Raw genomic sequence first — 17,037 nt, 5'->3', positions numbered from 1 at the left:
CCTTTGCGGGCAGAAGCTTGAAAGGCGTGGTTGGGTCCGTTTGCGATAGGCTTGGAGGCATGAATACACTCGTCGCCCTTCTCCGCGCTGTCAATGTCGGCGGCACAGGCACATTGCCGATGGAGGCGCTGCGCAGCATGTGCGTGCAGGCGGGCTTCATGAACGTGCGCACCTATATCCAGTCCGGCAATGTCGTCTTCGACACGGCCTTGCCGGTCCGTGCAGTGAAGTCGGCGCTGGAAGCCCGGTTGCAGGATTACTGTGGCAAGCCAGTGGGCGTGGCCCTGCGCGATGGCGAGCAGATGCGCAGTGTTCTGGCACGCAATCCGTTTCCTGACGCAGTCCCGGCAAAGGTCGCCGTTCTCTTTCTCGATCAAGCGCCGGCGCCAGATACCCTGCAGACTGCCAAGGGGCGGACCGACGAGGAAATAGTGGTGGGCGAGTTGGAGGTTTTTATCCACTATCCCTCCGGCATGGGGCAATCAAAACTCCGGTTGCCCGCAGCATCTATCGGCACAGCACGTAACTTGAACACCGTGGGCAAACTCGCAGCGATGGCGTCGGGCGAGAAATGACGGGGCGGGGCGGAAATAGCACTCCCGCCGCAGGGGCCGCGGCATCTGCCGTTTGCCCCTCGTGCTATACCTCCAGGCGTCCACACGCAGGAGGTGCCCATGCCGCTCATCATCCGACCCGCACGCGTTGAGGAACTGACGCATGCGGAAGCACTGGTTGCCCGCAGCATCAACGACCTGACTGAGCGCCACGGCTTCGGGGCCATCGCTTCGGCGCGGCCGCCGGATTTCCAGGCGTTCTGCGTGCAAGACGATCCCCGCGGCGCCTGGCTGGCCGAGGAGGGGGGCGAGACGGTCGGTTTTGCCTTGAGCTGGGTGTGCGGCCGGCTCTGGTTCCTGGCGGAATTGTTCGTAGCGCCGAGTCGTCAGGGGCAGGCGATAGGCGACGAACTGCTGCGGCGCACCCTGCAGCAGGCCAGCGACGCCGGTGCCACCGAGAAAAGCCTGATCACCTTCGCCTTCAACGTCGTGTCCCAGGGGCTGTATGTGCGGCACGGCCTGCTGCCGCGCATGCCCCTGCACCTGTGCAGCGCCGCGCGGGAATCCCTGGCGGGCCGGCTGCATGGCCCTGTGCTGCGCACCGTGCCCATCGGCACCACGGCGGCCGATCTGGAGATGCTGCGGCAGCTCGATGGGGCGGCGCTGGGAACCTCGCGGGAGAAGCACCACCGGTTCCTGTTGCGCGATCCCAGCATGCAGGGCGTTTTCCTCGACGATGGAAGCGAGCGCGTCGGCTATGCCTACCTGGCTGCCACGGGCCACATAGGGCCGCTCGCGGTGATGCAGGGCAGTGCCATGCCCGGTGCATTCAGGACCCTGCTGGCGCTGGCCGCCGCGGGAGAGGCCAGGCAGGTCTCGGTCTTCGTTCCCGGCACCAGCGCGGCATTGACGATCGCGGCCGGCCTGGGCATGCGGTTCACGCTTCCGATGGTGGTGATGTCCACGCACGAGGGTGGCGACTGGACACGCTATCTTCCGCGCAACCCCGGCTTCCTGTAAGCAGACCCGGGGCCCTGCACCACCGAATCACGCCGCCAGCAGGCCCTGCCTTTCGATGAAGGCCACGACCTCGTCCAGCCCCTGCAAGGTCTTGAGGTTGGTCATCACGAAGGGCTTGAGGCCCTTGGGCGTGGTGCGCATGCGCACGGTGTCGCTGCGCATCACGTCCAGGTTCGCTCCCACATAGGGCGCGAGGTCGGTCTTGTTGATGACGAAGAGGTCGCTCTTGGTGATGCCGGGGCCGCCCTTGCGCGGGATCTTCTCGCCCGCGGCCACGTCGATCACGTAGATCGTCAGGTCGCTGAGCTCGGGGCTGAAGGTGGCCGCGAGGTTGTCGCCGCCCGACTCGATGAAGACGATGTCGGCATTGGGAAACTGGCCCAGCATGCGGTCTATGGCCTCAAGGTTGATGGATGCGTCCTCGCGGATGGCCGTGTGCGGGCAGCCGCCGGTCTCCACGCCCATGATGCGCTCGGGCGGCAGCGCGCCGCTGATGGTCAGCAGGCGCTGGTCTTCCTTGGTATAGATGTCGTTGGTGATGGCGACCAGGTCCCACTTGTCGCGCATGGCCTTGCACAGCATCTCGAGGATGGTGGTCTTGCCCGAGCCCACGGGCCCGCCTATGCCCACGCGCAGCGGCGGCAGTGGCTTGGTGCGGTGGGGGATGTGGTGCAGTGCGGTGCTCATGATCGGAAGAGGCGTGAGTATTGGTGTTCGTGCCGGGCCGAGAGAATGGCCAGCAGGGGCGAGAAGGCCTGGCGCGCATCGTCCGGCAGGGTTTCGGCGTGCGCCACGGCGGCGGGGATTTCCTGGGCCAGGCGCGCGAGGATGCGCTGGCCCGCGCTCTGGCCCAGCGGCACGGCCTTGATCGCGGCCTGCACCATGTTCTCGGCCCAGCCGAAGGCATAGGCCAGCAGGGCCTGCTGCGCCACGGCCCCGGTGAAGGCGGTGGCCAGGGCAAAGGCGATGGGGTAGCTGGGCCGCTGGCCCGACAGCGCCGCCAGCTGCCGGATCTGCGCGCTGCGCCCGGCGTCTGCCGTGTGCTGGTTGCGCAACCAGTCGGCCAGCGAGCGGCCCATCTGCTCGGTCTGCAGGCGCAGCTCGCTGGTCTCGCGCGTGGCCAGCACCCAGTCGTTGAGCTGTTGCACGCGCTGCAGGTCGCCTGCCTGCCAGGCGGGCAAGGCCTGGGCGATGGCGGCCATGTCACCGCGCGCCTGGGTCAGGTGCAATTGCTGCACCAGCCAGCCGGCGGCTTCCGCCTCGGTGGTGACATGCGCGGCATGGACGGCGGCCTCCAGCCCCTCGGAGTATGAAAAACCGCCGATGGGCAGCGCGGGCGAGGCCAACCACATCAGCTGCAGCAGCGTGGCCGAGGCCATGCCCGGTGGGGCTTCAGTGGTCGTGCTCATGGTGGTGCCCATGTCCGTGGTGATGGTGGCTATGCCCGTCGTTGGTGACATGGCCGCCGTATGCGCCGCCTTCTGGCTCGAAGGGCAGTTCGGCCTCGGTGACGGTCAGGTGCATGCTGCGCAGCATGTCGGCCAGCACATGGTCGGGCTCGATCTTCAGGTGGTCGGGCTGCAGCTCGATGGGCACGTGGCGGTTGCCCAGGTGGTAGGCGGCGCGCATCAAGTCGAAGGGGCTGCCATGCTCGGCGCAGGCCGTGATGTGCAGCACCTGCTGGGGCGCGGCCAGCACGCGGACCAGCGAGCCGTCCTCGGCCACCAGCACATCGCCGCCGCGCACGGCCTGGCCGCGCGGCAAAAAGACGGCCAGCTTGCGGCCCTGGCTGTCGGTGGCGGCGAAGCGGCTTTTCTGGCGCACATCCCAGTCCAGCTCGACCGACGCGGCGCGCCGCAGCAAGGCGGCTGCGAGTCCGTGGCCCTGCGACAGGCACTTGGAGACCTGCAGCATGCTCAGGCCCCCTTCGCCGGCGCCAGCAGGCGCGTCATGAAGCAGCTGTTGGGGTCGGGCTGGTAGCTGCCGAACGGGGCGCAAGGCTCGAAACCGTTGCGGGCATAGAAGCGGCGCGCAGGCACGAAGAACGCCTCGGTGCCGGTCTCCAGGCTGATGCGTTGCACGCCGTCGGCCAGCGCCTGCGCTGTCACATACTCCAGCACCTGCTGCGCCACGCTCGTGCCGCGGTACGCGGGGTTGACCCGCATGGTCTTGAGCTCCGCATGGGTCTCGTCCAGCTGCTTGAGGGCGCAGCTGCCCACCAGCGCCAGGCCTTCCTGCTGCGGCGCCCAGGCGGTCCAGAAGCGGATGCCGGGCCGACGCAGTTGCTCCACGTCCAGCGCATGCACGCTTTCGGGTGGCGAGATGCGGTGCATGTCGTCCAGATGCTCCTGCAGAAAGGCCACCACACGGGGATCGGTCGCCGGGTCGAGGGTGAAATGCAGCTTCATCGTTCCATCATCGCTTCAAAACAGGAAATAGCGCTGCGCCATGGGCAGGCTGGTGGCGGGCTCGCAGGTCAGCAGCTCGCCGTTGGCGCGCACCACATAGGTCTGGGCGTCCACCTCCATGTGCGGCGCCAGGTCGTTGTGGACCATGTGGCGCTTCTGCACGCCGCGTATGCCCTTGACGGCCGACAGCGGCTTGTGCAGGCCGAAGCGCTGGCCTATGCCCGCGGCCAGGCCGGCCTGCGAGACAAAGGTCAGCGAGGTTCTGGCGATAGCCCCGCCAAACGCCCCGAACATGGGCCGGTAGTGCACGGGCTGGGGCGTGGGGATGGAGGCATTCGGGTCGCCCATGGCGGCCATGGCGATGAAGCCGCCCTTGAGGATGCAACTGGGCTTGACGCCGAAGAAAGCCGGCTTCCAGACCACGATGTCGGCCCACTTGCCCACCTCCAGGCTGCCCACCTCGTGGCTGATGCCGTGGGCGATCGCGGGGTTGATGGTGTACTTGGCGATGTAGCGCTTGATGCGGAAGTTGTCGTTGCGCGAAGAATCACCAGGCGTCCCTCCGGGCCGCGTGTCCCCGGGCAGGGCGCCCCGCTGCTGCTTCATCTTGTGCGCGGTCTGCCAGGTGCGCAGTATCACTTCGCCCACGCGGCCCATGGCCTGGCTGTCGGAGCTGAACATGCTGATCGCGCCAATGTCGTGCAGGATGTCCTCGGCCGCGATGGTCTCCTTGCGGATGCGGCTTTCGGCAAAGGCCAGGTCTTCGGCGATGCCGGCATCCAGGTGGTGGCAGACCATGAGCATGTCCACATGCTCGTCCAGCGTGTTCACCGTGTAGGGGCGCGTGGGGTTGGTGGAGCTGGGCAGCACATTGGCCTCGCCCACCACCTTGAGGATGTCGGGCGCATGGCCGCCGCCTGCACCCTCGGTGTGGAAGGTGTGGATGGTGCGGCCCTTGAAGGCGGCCACCGTGTCCTCCACGAAGCCGCTTTCGTTGAGCGTGTCGGTGTGGATGGCGACCTGGGTGTCGGTGTCCTCGGCCACGGTGAGGCAGTTGTCGATGGCCGCCGGCGTGCTGCCCCAGTCCTCGTGCAGCTTGAGGCCGATGGCGCCGGCCGCGATCTGCTCGTGCAGGCCCTGGGGCTGGCTGGCGTTGCCCTTGCCCAGAAAGCCCAGGTTCATCGGAAAGGCGTCGGCCGCCTGCAGCATGCGCTCCAGGTTCCAGGGGCCGGGCGTGCAGGTGGTGGCGAAGGTGCCCGTGGCCGGGCCCGTGCCGCCGCCGATCATGGTGGTCACGCCGCTGGTCAGCGCTTCCTCGATCTGCTGCGGGGCGATGAAGTGGATGTGCGTGTCTATGCCGCCGGCCGTGACGATGCTGCCTTCGCAGCTGATGATCTCGGTGCCCGGGCCGATGACGATGTCCACGCCCGGCTGGGTGTCGGGATTGCCGGCCTTGCCGATGGCGGCGATGCGTCCGTCCTTCAGGCCTATGTCGGCCTTGACGATGCCCCAGTGGTCGATGATGAGGGCGTTGGTCAGCACCGTGTCCATGGCGCCCTGTTCGCGCGAACGCTGGCTTTGCGCCATGCCGTCGCGGATGGTCTTGCCGCCGCCGAACTTCACCTCCTCGCCATAGCCGCCCGCGGCCAGCGTGAAGTCGCGCTCCACCTCGAGGACGAGGTCGGTGTCGGCCAGCCGCACACGGTCGCCCACCGTGGGGCCGTAGGTCTCGGCGTAGGCGCGTTTGTCCATCGTGGCCATCAGAGTGCTCCCATCACCAGGCCGCGAAAGCCGTGGATCTGCCGGTCGCCGGCGATGTCGACCAGCTCCACCGTGCGCTGCTGGCCGGGCTCGAAGCGCACGGCCATGCCCGAGGCAATGTTCAGGCGCATGCCGCGCGCCGCATCGCGGTCGAAGGCCAGGCCGGCATTGGTCTCGGCAAAGTGGTAGTGCGAGCCGACCTGGATGGGCCGGTCGCTGGCGTTGTGCACCACCAGCGTCACGGTGCGGCGGCCGGGGTTGAGGGCATGCTCGCCCGCGTCGATGAACAGTTCACCAGGGATCATGGTGCACCCCGCATGCTTCGTGTGCGTCATAGGTTTCAAGCCAGGCGGGTCAGCAGGAAGGCGCCGAGCAGGGCCGTGGCCGCGCCGGCCAGCCGGGCCAGCCACTGGTGGCGCTGCACCACGGCGTGGCCCAGGGCCATGCCGGCGACATGCAGCGCGGCCGAGCCCAGCGCCATGCCGGCCAGCGCGCCCACGGCCGCCAGGCCGGTATCGCCCGCCAGCTCATAGCCGTGGGCCGCGCCGTGGAAGAACGCGAACACGCCCGCCAGCGCGGCGGCCAGCACCCAGGGCATGCGCTTTTGCACGGCCACCAGCAGGCCCAGCACCAGCACCGATGCGGCGATCATCGGCTCCACGCCCGGCACCCACAGGCCGGCAAAGCCGGCCAGCGCACCGGCCACCAGCAGCGCCACGAAGGCGGCCGGCGCGCGCCAGGCCGGGGTGACGGTCAACGCGCTCCACACGCCCAGCGCCAGCATCGCCGCCAGGTGGTCGAGCCCGGTGAATGGATGGGCCAGGCCCTGCACGAAGCTGTCCAGCAGGCCATGCGTGTGCGGGTGGCTGCCGCCATGGGCCAGCGCGGCCATGGGCAGGGCAGGCAGGGTGGCCAGGGCGATGGTTGTTATCTTTTTCATAGCTGTTTGCGCTTGATGGATAAGGGTTGGAGGCCAAAAAAGCTTCAGATGATCGGTTCGTGCACCGTGACCAGCTTGGTGCCGTCGGGGAAGGTGGCCTCGATCTGGATGTCCGGAATCATCTCGGCGATGCCGTCCATCACATCGGCGCGCGTGAGCACGGTGCGGCCTTCGCTCATCAGCTGGGCCACGGTTCGGCCGTCGCGCGCGCCCTCCATCACGTAGGCGCTGATCAGGGCCACGGCCTCGGGGTAGTTGAGCTTGAGCCCGCGCGCCTTGCGGCGCTCGGCCAGCAGGGCTGCGGTGAAGATCAGCAGCTTGTCTTTTTCGCGCGGTGTGAGTTCCATGGAAGCTCTCCGAAGCAATTGCCATGCCAGTGCGCCGGCCTGGTGCAAGCGGCGATGAGGGCGGACGGATGCGCGCTGGTGGTGCATGGGTGCCCGATCTGGTGAGGCTTGCCTCTCATTGGTGCATGCGCAACCGCATTTCGGTGCAGCGCCGGTGGCACGAAGCTTGCACGGCAGGGGCTTTCCAAAATAGGGGAGAGCGTTTGCGTATGCCGTTGAATCCACGCCTGGTGTGTTGCGGGTTGCCGTTGGTGCTGAGCCTGGCCGCTGCGGCGCAGGAGGCCCCCGCCGAGCTGCCCGCCACCACGGTCAAGGGCCAGGCGCTGGACGCCGCGCAGCAGCCGTTTTCGGTGACCACGCTGGGCGCCGACGAGGTGCGCGAGCAGCCCGTGCAGGAGGTCGAATCGCTGTGGAGCCGGGTGCCCGGCATGCATGTCAGCAACTACCAGCTCAACGGCGTGGCCAACAGCGTGGTGCTGCGCGGCTTTGCCGGCGGCGGCCATGGCGGCGACATCGCGGCCACGCTGGACGGCATCCCGCTGAACGAGGCCATGTCGCACGCCGACGGCTACTTCGACCTGAACGTGGTCGTGCCGCTGGAGCTGGAGCAGGTGGCCGTGCATCGCGGCCCCACTTCGGTGCTGCAGGGCAACTACAACCGAGCCGGGCTGATCGAGCTGCGCACGCGCCGCAGCGGCAGCTACCGCGACATCGGCGTGACGGCCGGCTCGCACGGCATGCTCGACACCCAGCTCGCGCTGGGCCAGGCGCTGGAGTCGGGCGACCAGATCAACCTCGCGGCCCAGCAGGTGCGCGGCGATGGCGTGCGGCCGGATGCGGGTTTTTCGCGCAGCACGCTCAGCGGCTACTGGAAGCACCGGCTGACGCCGCGGCTGGACCTGGCCCTGTCCGGCCGCTGGCACGAGGCGCGCGGCGACTCGCCCGGCTACCTGACCGAGGCACAGTGGCGGCAGGACCCGCAGGGCCAGGATCCCCGCGTGACAGGCGACGGCTCGCGCAAGCACTTCGGCACGCTGCGCCTCGATGCCGGCTACGACCTGGGCAGCGGCACCCGCCTGCTGGGCTTTGCCTATGGCACGCAGCAGGAGTTCACGCGCTGGTTCACCCGGCCGCGCCGCGGCAGCTGGATGCAGCGCGAGGAAGCCTACGACCGCAGCGTGCGCGGCGCGGGCCTGAACCTCGCCGGCAAGGCCGCGCTGGCGGGCGGCGCGCTGGACTGGATGCTGGGCATGGAACAGGTGCGCGAGTCCACCGACTACGGCTACTGGGATGGGCTGATCAATCGCCAGCACACCGGCGCGGCACTGGACGACCGCCGCACGCGGCTCGACAACACGGCGGCCTACGGCCAGGCCGGCTGGCAGGCCAACGATTGGCTGCATGCCACGGCTGCGCTGCGCTGGGACCGCTTCACGGGCCACTGCCGCCCGCTGGGGCCCGAGGCCGGCGACGACCCCTGCGGGCGCATGGCCAGCCGCAGCCATGCCAGCCCCAAGCTGGGCCTGCGGGCGCAGCTCGATGCGCGCACGGCGCTGCGGGCCAGCTGGGCCGAGGGCTTTGCGCTGCCCAGCGACTTTGCCAAGTACGCGCTGGGCGCGCGCGAGCTGGAATCCAACATCTTTCGCCAGGCCGAGCTGGGCCTGCAGTGGCAGCCCTCGGCGCAGTGGCTGGTGGATGCCGCCGTCTACCGCATCACGTCGAGCCAGGAAATCCGCAACACGGCGCCGGGCGAGTACGAGAACTTCGGCGCCACGCTGCGCCAGGGCGCCGAGCTGCAACTGCACTGGCTGCCGCGCAGCGACTGGCACTTTGAATGGGCCTGGGGCCGCGCGCGCTCGCGGGTCACGCAGAACGCCGATGCCACGCTGCTCGGGCGCCAGGTCAGCGGCGTGCCCGGCACCACCAGCACCGTGCATGCGCGCTGGAGCCCGCGTGCCGACCTGAGCGTGCACGCCGTGCTGCGCCATGTGGGCCGCAGCACGCTGAACGCGGCCAACACCGAATGGGCCGGCGCCTACCACTGGGCAGACATCGGCCTGCAATACCGCCTGCCCGCCGGTGTGGCCCGCAACGCCAGCCTCAGCCTGTGGCTGCGCAATGCCGGCAATGCACGCTACGCCAGCACCACGGCCCTGATCGGCGGCGAGCGCCTGGTGGCGCCCGGCGCGCCGCGCACGCTGCAACTGGGTCTGCAGGTCTCGCTATGAATCAGCAACAAAGGACCTCCATGTCGCTTCTCTCTCGTTCTTCGATTCTTCTGCGCGCCACGGCCTTCGGCGCCTTGCTGCTGGCCTGCACCGCGCAGGCGCACAACGTGTGGCTGGAGCCCGATGCGCAGGGCGGCTATGTGATGCAGTTCGGCGGCCACGAGGGCCAGGTCGAGCCCTTCGACCCCGCCAAGCTGCAGCGCGTGCACGCCTACGACCTGCGCGGCCGCGCCGTGGACAGCCAGGTGCAGCGCCTGGCCGATGGCATCCGCATCCAGCCCGATGCGCGGGCCGCGCTGATCGCCGTGGAACTGGACAACGGCTTCTTCAGCACCCCGGGCGGCGATGCGCAGATGCAGCCCCTGCCCATGGACCGCAACCCCGGTGCCGTGCGCGGCGTGCATGCGCGCAAGTTCCACAAGACCGTGGTGCAGTGGGGCGCGGTAATGCAAAAGCCTTTGGGCCAGACGTTCGAACTCGTGCCCCAGCAGGGCCGCCAGCCCCAGGCGGGACAGCCGCTCAAGCTGCTGGTACTGCTGGATGGCCAGCCCCGAGCCGGCGTGCGCCTGAGCTGGGGCGAGCACGGCTCGCCCGTGACCAGCGACGCGCAGGGCCTGGCCACCGTGGTGCCGGCACCGGGCACCAATACCTTGCAGGCGATCCTGCGCGTGCCGGTGCAGGGCGATGCGCGCACCACCGAGAACAGCTACGAGTACCTGCTGCGCTTTGCCGCGCATTGAATGTCCGCTTCTGGTGCACAGGCACCGTGCTGGTGCGGAAAAAGCGCCCAGGCCGCGGATTTGCGCTGGCACGGTAATTGCACTTCAAGGCCTGCGGTCAATGTGACCGGACCAATCCTTCTGGGAGTGCTGAAATGAATCGTCGCGGAACCCTCACTACACTGGCTGCCTCCATGGCCCTGGGCCTGGGCTTGTGCTCGCAGGCGCTGGCTGCGGACACCATCAAGGTCGGGGTGCTGCACAGCCTCTCGGGCACCATGGCGATCTCCGAGACCGTGCTCAAGGACACGGTGCTGATGGCCATCGACGACATCAACGCCAAGGGCGGCGTGCTGGGCAAGAAGCTCGAACCCGTGGTGGTGGACCCGGCCTCGAACTGGCCGCTGTTCGCCGAGAAGGCCAAGCAGCTCATCACGCAGGACAAGGTGGCCGTGGTCTTCGGCTGCTGGACCAGCGTGTCGCGCAAGTCGGTGCTGCCGGTGTTCGAGCAGAACAACGGCCTGCTGTTCTACCCCGTGCAGTACGAGGGCGAGGAGCTGTCCAAGAACGTCTTCTATACCGGCGCCGCGCCCAACCAGCAGGCCATTCCGGCCGTCGAGTACCTGATGAGCAAGGAGGGCGGCGGCGCCAAGCGCTTCGTGCTGCTGGGCACCGACTACGTGTACCCGCGCACCACCAACAAGATCCTGCGCGCCTTCCTCAAGAGCAAGGGTGTGAAGGACGCCGACATCCTGGAGACCTATACGCCCTTCGGCCACAGCGACTACCAGACCATCGTGGCCGATGTGAAGAAGTTCTCCACCGGCGGCAAGACGGCGGTGATCTCCACCATCAACGGCGACTCCAACGTACCCTTCTACAAGGAGCTGGGCAATGCCGGCCTCAAGGCCAAGGACGTGCCGGTGGTGGCCTTCAGCGTGGGTGAGGAGGAACTGCGCGGCGTGGACACCAAGCCCCTGGTCGGGCACCTGGCCGCGTGGAACTACTTCATGAGCGTGAAGAACCCCACCAACACCGCCTTCATCAAGCAGTGGGGCGACTACGCCAAGGCCAAGAACATCGCCGGCCACAAGGACAAGCCGCTGACCAACGACCCGATGGAAGCCACCTGGATCGGCCTCCACATGTGGAAGCAGGCCGTGGAAAAGGCCAAGAGCACCGATACCGACAAGGTCATCGCCGCGATGGCTGGCCAGACCTTCACCGCGCCCGACGGCTTCAGCGTGAAGATGGACGAGAAGAACCACCACCTGCACAAGCCCGTGATGGTGGGCGAGATCAAGGCCGACGGCCAGTTCAGCGTGGTCTGGAAGACCAAGGGCCCGATCAAGGCCCAGCCCTGGAGCCCCTTCATCGAAGGCAATGACAAGAAGAAGGATGAACCCGACGGCAAGAGCAGTTCCTGACCGCATGGCTCCTCTCCCCGTTGGGGAGCGGCTGGGTGAGGGGCGGCCTGTGCCTGGTAGGTGCCGCTGGCCCTCACCCCAACCCTCTCCCGGCGGGAGAGGGAGAAAAACCATAGCTGCCAGCGCTTTCTACATAAGCCTTAAGTACTGATCTGACTATGAAAATCCTGCGCATAGCATTGGCGGGCGCACTGGGCTTGCTGCTTTCGCTGTCCAGCCACGCGCTGACCGCCGAGCAGGCCTTTGCCATGGCGGCGGCCGACGACAACGACGCGCGCGCCGCGGCCATCAACGCCGCCGCGCTGGAGCCCGACGAAGGCGGCCGCCTGGCCGCCTACCTGCAGGCCTTGGCCGATGATGCCGTGCGCACGGCCGGCGGCAAGGCCTATGTGGTGCAGGGTGAGGCCGCGAGCGACCCCGCCACCGGCGCGGCTGCCACGCTGCCCGCCGATGCCGACGAGGTCGTCAACAACAACTACCTGCGCGGCGTGATCGAGTCCGCCCAGGCCGCGCTGGCGCTCTCCAGCAGCGATGTGCAGCAGCGCCGCAAGGCCGCGCGGCAGATGGCAGCCGAGCCCGATGCGGCCCGGCTGCCGCTGATCGCCAAGGCCCTGGCCGGCGAGAGCGATGAGCAGGTCAAGGCCCTGCTGGGCCGCGCCCGCGCCGCCAGCCTGCTGGGCAGCGACGATGCCGCGCAGCGCCTGCGGGCCGTGCGGCAGCTGGCGCAGCTCAAGACGCCCGAGACCCAGCTGCTGCTGAACCAGCGCCTGGCCGACGAGACCGACCCCGCGGTGCAGAAGGCGATCCGGGCCGCGCTGCCGGCGATTGCCGAATCGCTGGCCTGGGGCGAGCGCCTGGGCGCCATCTTCAGCGGCCTGAGCCTGGGCTCGGTGCTGCTGCTGGCGGCCCTGGGCCTGGCCATCACCTACGGGCTGATGGGCGTGATCAACATGGCGCATGGCGAGCTGATCATGATCGGCGCCTATGCGACCTACCTGGTGCAGGTGCTGTTCCAGCGCTGGCTGCCCGAGTCCCTGTTCGGCTGGTACCTGGTCGTGGCCGTGCCCGTGGCCTTCGCGGCGGCCGCATTGGTGGGCGCGGTGCTGGAGCGCGGCGTGATCCGCTTCCTCTACGGCCGCCCGCTGGAGACGCTGCTGGCCACCTTCGGCATCAGCCTGGTGCTGCAGCAATCGGTGCGCAGCCTGTTCGGCGCGCAGAACGTGGGCGTGGAAAACCCCGCGTGGATGAGCGGCGGCGTCTTGCTGCTGCCGAACCTCACGCTGCCGTTCAACCGCATCGCCATCATCGCCTTCGCCTTCGCGGTGCTGGGCGGCGTGGCCTTCCTGATCGCCAGGACGCGGCTGGGCCTGTTCGTGCGCAGCGTCACGCAGAACCGTGCCATGGCCTCGTGCGTGGGCGTGAACACCGCGCGCACCGACACCTACGCGTTCGCGCTGGGCTCGGGCATCGCGGGCCTGGCCGGCTGCGCTTTAAGCCAGATCGGCAACGTGGGGCCGGACCTGGGCCAGAACTACATCGTCGATTCCTTCCTGGTCGTGGTGCTGGGCGGCGTGGGCCAACTCGCGGGCACGGTGTATGCGGCCCTGGGCCTGGGCGTGCTGTCCAAGCTGCTCGAAGGCTGGACGGGCGCGGTGCTGGCCAAGATCGCCGTGCTGCTGTTCATCGTAGTGTTCATCCAGAAACGTCCGCAAGGCATTTTTGCCCTCAAGGGCCGCAGCGCCGAGGCTTGATCCATGACAACGAAAAACTCCTTGCAACTGCCCAGGCCTGAGCCCCTGCTCGGCACCCGGGGCTGGGCCGTGTTTCTGGCCGTGCTCATCGCAGTCTGCGCCGTGGCGCCGGCCCTCAATCTGCTGGTGCCCGAGGGCAGCGCGCTGCACCTGACCGACTACCTGGTGGGGCTGCTGGGCAAGTTCATGTGCTACGCCATCGTGGCGCTGGCCATCGACCTGATCTGGGGCTACACCGGCATCCTCAGCCTGGGCCACGGCCTGTTCTTTGCGCTGGGCGGCTATGTGATGGGCATGCACCTGATGCGCGAGGCCGCGGGGCCGGGCGCGCTGCCTGCCTTCATGGGCTTTTTGGACTGGAAGGCGCTGCCCTGGCACTGGGCGCTGTCGGGCAGCTTCGTGGCGACGGTGCTGCTGGTGTTCGTGGTACCGGGCGTGATCGCCGGCGTGTTCGGCTACTTCGCCTTCCGCTCGCGCATCAAGGGCGTGTACTTCTCCATCATCACCCAGGCGCTGACCTATGCGGCCATGCTGCTGTTCTTCCGCAACGAAACGGGCTTTGGCGGCAACAACGGCTTCACCGGCTTCAAGAGCATCCTGGGCGTGCCGTTGAACACCCAGGCCATGCAGGTGCTGCTGTTCGCGCTGTCGGGGCTGGCGCTGCTGGGCTGCTTTCTGTTCTCGCGCTGGCTCATCCGCAGCAAGTACGGCCGCGTGCTGCAGGCCGTGCGCGATGCCGAATCGCGCACCATGTTCTGCGGCTACAACCCGCTGCCCTACAAGCTCTCGGTCTGGGTCATCTCGGCCATGATGTGCGGCCTGGCCGGCGCGCTCTACGTGCCGCAGGTGGGCATCATCAACCCCGGCGAGATGAGCGTGGGCAACTCCATTGAGATGGCGGTGTGGACGGCCGTGGGCGGGCGCGCCAGTCTGGTCGGGCCCATCCTCGGCGCCTTCGTCGTCAACGGCGGCAAGAGCTGGCTCACCGTGGCCGCGCCCGAGTCCTGGCTGTACGTGCTGGGCGCGCTGTTCATCGTGGTGACGCTGTTCATGCCCGGCGGTCTGATCCGCCTGCCGCAGCAGATCCGCCAGTTGCGCGACCAGCGCGCCAGGCACCGTGCGCAATCAGCATCGTCGAAGAGCGCGCCCGTGAAGGAGGCCCTGGCATGACGCCCGACCTGATGGAAGCCGGCAACGAGCGCCTGCAGCACTACCGCGAACACCGCAGCGAGCACCGCACCGAATCGGGCGGGCGCAGCGCCAGCATGGCGCGGCCCGTGGTGGCAGGCGAGGTGGACGTGACCCACGGCCGCATCCTCTACCTGGAGGACGTGCACGTGAGCTTCGACGGCTTCAAGGCCATCAACGGCCTGAACCTCGACATCGCGCCCGGCGAGCTGCGCTGCATCATCGGCCCCAACGGCGCGGGCAAGACCACGATGATGGACATCATCACCGGCAAGACCCGGCCCGACCGCGGCACGGTGTTCTTCGGCTCCACCATCGACCTGCTGCGCTACAACGAGCCGCAGATCGCCGCCATGGGCATAGGCCGCAAGTTCCAGAAGCCCACGGTGTTCGAGCAGCTCACGGTGTTCGAGAACCTGGAGCTGGCGCTCAAGACCCACAAGGGCGTGGCCGCGTCCATGCGCTTTGCCCTCAGCGGCGCGCAGCAGGACCGCATCGCCGAGGTGCTGCACACCATCCACCTGGCCGGCAGCGTCACGCGCCAGGCCGGGCTGCTGAGCCACGGCCAGAAGCAGTGGCTGGAGATAGGCATGCTGCTGGTGCAGGAGCCCAGGCTGCTGCTGCTGGACGAGCCCGTGGCCGGCATGACCGACGAGGAGACCGCGCGCACGGCCGAGCTGTTCCTCACGCTCAAGGGCAGGCACTCGCTGATGGTGGTGGAGCACGACATGGGCTTCATCGCCACCATCAGCGAAAAGGTCACCGTGCTGTGCGATGGCGCCGTGCTGGCCGAAGGCCCGCTGGCCCAGGTGCAGGCCGACGAGCGCGTGATCGAGGTATATCTTGGAAGGTGACCCCCTGAGGCGCTTTGCGCCTTCCCCCTCTCTCTACGCGCTTCGCGCTAGGGGAGGGGGACGCAGCCAGCGCGGCGGGGCGGCCCTTGCGCGGCTGCCTGGCCTGGATTGCGCCAGTTTCCAACGTCATGCGCTCCGCAGATAGTCAAATTAGATAGCTGCTTACGCTTGATACATAAGGGCTAGAGGCCAAAAATGCTTGAAGTTCAGAACCTGCACCAGTACTACGGCGGCTCGCACATCCTGCGCAACGTGAACCTGCAAGCCGAGATCGGCCAGATCACCGTGCTGCTGGGCCGCAACGGCGTGGGCAAGACCACGCTGCTCAAGAGCCTGATGGGCCTGGTGCCCATCAAGAGCGGCCGCATCCAGTGGCAGGGCCGCGACATCGCGCGCAGCACGCCCTACGAGCGCGCACGCGCCGGCATCGGCTATGTGCCGCAGGGCCGCGAGATCTTCGCGCGCCTGACGGTGGAAGAGAACCTGCGCATGGGCGTGGCCTATTGCCCGGCGGGTACCAGGATCCCTGCCGAGCTGTACGAGCTGTTCCCGGTCCTGAAGCAGATGCTGCACCGGCGCGGCGGCGACCTCTCGGGCGGGCAGCAGCAGCAGCTGGCGATCGCGCGCGCCCTGGCGCCGGGGCCGCGCATGCTCATCCTCGACGAGCCCACCGAGGGAATCCAGCCCAGCATCATCAAGGACATTGGCCGCGTCATTCGCATGCTGGCGAACCGGGGTGACATGGCCATCGTGCTGTGCGAGCAGTACTACGACTTTGCCGAGGAGCTGGCCGACCACTACGTGGTCATGGAGCGCGGCGAAGTCATCGCCAGCGGGCCGGGCAGCGAGATGCAGGAAAAGGGCATCCAGAAGCTCGTCGCCATCTAAGATCGGTGCCCATGGGCTGGCATGCACAACTGAATCTCGACTACCGCGCGCAACAGGGCAGGACGGCCGTGCGCTTCACGCACGACGGGCCGCTGCGCGTGCTCAAGAGCCTGTACCCGGAAGGGCCGGGTATCTGCCACAACGTGCTCGTGCATCCGCCGGGCGGCCTGGTCGGCGGCGACGTGCTCGACATCGCCGTGCGCGTGGGCGAGGGCGCGCACGCGCTGGTCACCACGCCTGGCGCCACGCGCTTCTACAAGAGCCTGGGCCAGCCGGCGCTGCAGCGCACGCGGCTCAGCCTCGCGCCCGGTGCGCGGCTGGAATGGCTGCCGCTAGAAGCCATTGCCTACAACGCGTGCGAGGCGGTCAACCACCTGGAGTTTCAACTCGCCGAAGGCGCGCAGCTGCTGGCCTGGGACGTGACGGCCCTGGGCCTGCCGCTGGCCGGCCAGCCGTTCGAGCAGGGCCGCTTCACCCAACACCTGGAATGGCCGGGGCACTTTCTGGAGCGCGGCGTGATCGCCGCGCACGACCACCTGCTGCTCGACGGCGACCTGGGCCTGGCTGGCCGGCGCTGCCTGGCCAGCCTGGTCTTCGCCAGCGGCACGCCGCTGCCGCGGGCGCAGCGCGAGGCGCTGCTGGAGGCCACGCACGAGTTGCTGCAGTCCGCGCCCCCGGATGTGGTGGCGGGAGTGACGGCGCCTAACGACCACATGCTGGTGCTGCGCATGCTGGCGCCGGTGGTGGAGCCGGCGATGGGGGGGTGCAGGAGTGCGTGGGCGTTGTGGCGGGGGGAGCTGTGGGGGCTGGCGGGGGGGATGCCGCGGATCTGGGCGATGTGAGGTTGTTCAGTGGCGCTTCCCTTGCAGGGGGCAGAGGCCGGGATGTCGCCCCGGCGGGCGACCTACTTTCTTGCGCGTGCAAGAAAGTAGGCAAAGAAAACGCCCCGACT

The 17,037-nt window shown here is 68.3% G+C and carries 17 protein-coding genes and 1 pseudogene; 10 read left to right on the top strand and 8 right to left on the bottom strand.

What is annotated here, in order from left to right:
- The first annotated feature begins 59 nt into the window (after positions 1 to 59).
- Positions 60 to 575: a DUF1697 domain-containing protein gene (locus ACYVKR_RS12760; protein WP_460481288.1), complete on the top strand. Its 516-nt coding sequence runs from the start codon at positions 60 to 62 to the stop codon at positions 573 to 575.
- A 99-nt stretch (positions 576 to 674) separates the two neighbouring features.
- Positions 675 to 1,574 (top strand): GNAT family N-acetyltransferase, encoded by a 900-nt coding sequence (locus ACYVKR_RS12755; protein ID WP_460481287.1) that lies wholly within the window; start codon positions 675 to 677, stop codon positions 1,572 to 1,574.
- A gap of 27 nt (positions 1,575 to 1,601) precedes the next feature.
- Here ACYVKR_RS12755 and ureG read toward each other — a convergent pair whose 3' ends face one another.
- From ureG to ACYVKR_RS12715, 8 genes and pseudogenes are all read right to left on the bottom strand, one after another.
- The gene (gene ureG, locus ACYVKR_RS12750; protein ID WP_460481286.1) at positions 1,602 to 2,261 is read right to left on the bottom strand and encodes an urease accessory protein UreG; all 660 of its coding nucleotides are present in this window, start codon (positions 2,259 to 2,261) and stop codon (positions 1,602 to 1,604) included.
- Positions 2,258 to 2,983: an urease accessory protein UreF gene (locus ACYVKR_RS12745; protein WP_460481386.1), complete on the bottom strand. Its 726-nt coding sequence runs from the start codon at positions 2,981 to 2,983 to the stop codon at positions 2,258 to 2,260. Before ACYVKR_RS12745 ends, ureG begins: the two co-directional genes overlap by 4 nt.
- Positions 2,970 to 3,488, bottom strand: a pseudogene (gene ureE, locus ACYVKR_RS12740) (urease accessory protein UreE); the annotation flags it as partial. The gene ACYVKR_RS12745 and the pseudogene ureE, both read right to left, overlap by 14 nt.
- A gap of 2 nt (positions 3,489 to 3,490) precedes the next feature.
- Positions 3,491 to 3,982, bottom strand: coding sequence for a GNAT family N-acetyltransferase (locus ACYVKR_RS12735; protein ID WP_460481285.1), 492 nt, complete (start codon positions 3,980 to 3,982; stop codon positions 3,491 to 3,493).
- Between the two features lie 15 nt (positions 3,983 to 3,997).
- The gene (gene ureC / locus ACYVKR_RS12730) at positions 3,998 to 5,743 is read right to left on the bottom strand and encodes an urease subunit alpha (protein ID WP_460481284.1); all 1,746 of its coding nucleotides are present in this window, start codon (positions 5,741 to 5,743) and stop codon (positions 3,998 to 4,000) included.
- Entirely contained in the window at positions 5,743 to 6,048 is a 306-nt protein-coding gene (locus tag ACYVKR_RS12725) for an urease subunit beta (RefSeq protein ID WP_460481385.1), read from the bottom strand. The genes ureC and ACYVKR_RS12725 overlap by 1 nt, the downstream gene beginning before the upstream one ends.
- 35 nt (positions 6,049 to 6,083) lie before the next feature.
- Entirely contained in the window at positions 6,084 to 6,683 is a 600-nt protein-coding gene (locus tag ACYVKR_RS12720; RefSeq protein WP_460481283.1) for a HupE/UreJ family protein, read from the bottom strand.
- A gap of 44 nt (positions 6,684 to 6,727) precedes the next feature.
- Positions 6,728 to 7,030: an urease subunit gamma gene (locus tag ACYVKR_RS12715; RefSeq protein ID WP_460481282.1), complete on the bottom strand. Its 303-nt coding sequence runs from the start codon at positions 7,028 to 7,030 to the stop codon at positions 6,728 to 6,730.
- Between the two features lie 209 nt (positions 7,031 to 7,239).
- Between ACYVKR_RS12715 and ACYVKR_RS12710 the strand changes: the two genes are divergently transcribed.
- The 8 genes from ACYVKR_RS12710 to ACYVKR_RS12675 all read left to right on the top strand — a co-directional run bounded on the left by ACYVKR_RS12710 (position 7,240) and on the right by ACYVKR_RS12675 (position 16,927).
- Entirely contained in the window at positions 7,240 to 9,258 is a 2,019-nt protein-coding gene (locus tag ACYVKR_RS12710; protein ID WP_460481281.1) for a TonB-dependent receptor, read from the top strand.
- A gap of 20 nt (positions 9,259 to 9,278) precedes the next feature.
- The gene (locus tag ACYVKR_RS12705) at positions 9,279 to 9,998 is read left to right on the top strand and encodes a DUF4198 domain-containing protein (protein ID WP_460481280.1); all 720 of its coding nucleotides are present in this window, start codon (positions 9,279 to 9,281) and stop codon (positions 9,996 to 9,998) included.
- Between the two features lie 134 nt (positions 9,999 to 10,132).
- A complete protein-coding gene (urtA, locus tag ACYVKR_RS12700) occupies positions 10,133 to 11,404 on the top strand; it encodes an urea ABC transporter substrate-binding protein (RefSeq protein WP_460481279.1) in 1,272 nt (423 codons plus the stop codon).
- Between the two features lie 158 nt (positions 11,405 to 11,562).
- A complete protein-coding gene (gene urtB / locus ACYVKR_RS12695) occupies positions 11,563 to 13,155 on the top strand; it encodes an ABC transporter permease (RefSeq protein ID WP_460481278.1) in 1,593 nt (530 codons plus the stop codon).
- A gap of 3 nt (positions 13,156 to 13,158) precedes the next feature.
- Entirely contained in the window at positions 13,159 to 14,325 is a 1,167-nt protein-coding gene (gene urtC, locus ACYVKR_RS12690; protein ID WP_460481277.1) for an urea ABC transporter permease subunit UrtC, read from the top strand.
- Entirely contained in the window at positions 14,322 to 15,197 is an 876-nt protein-coding gene (gene urtD / locus ACYVKR_RS12685) for an ABC transporter ATP-binding protein (RefSeq protein WP_460481276.1), read from the top strand. The genes urtC and urtD overlap by 4 nt, the downstream gene beginning before the upstream one ends.
- A gap of 195 nt (positions 15,198 to 15,392) precedes the next feature.
- A complete protein-coding gene (urtE, locus tag ACYVKR_RS12680) occupies positions 15,393 to 16,085 on the top strand; it encodes an ABC transporter ATP-binding protein (RefSeq protein ID WP_460481275.1) in 693 nt (230 codons plus the stop codon).
- An 11-nt stretch (positions 16,086 to 16,096) separates the two neighbouring features.
- Positions 16,097 to 16,927: an urease accessory protein UreD gene (locus tag ACYVKR_RS12675; protein WP_460481274.1), complete on the top strand. Its 831-nt coding sequence runs from the start codon at positions 16,097 to 16,099 to the stop codon at positions 16,925 to 16,927.
- The last annotated feature ends 110 nt before the right edge of the window (positions 16,928 to 17,037 follow it).

The sequence above is a fragment of the Comamonas humi genome (assembly GCF_054782535.1).
This window is presented reverse-complemented; position numbering and strand designations above follow the sequence as displayed.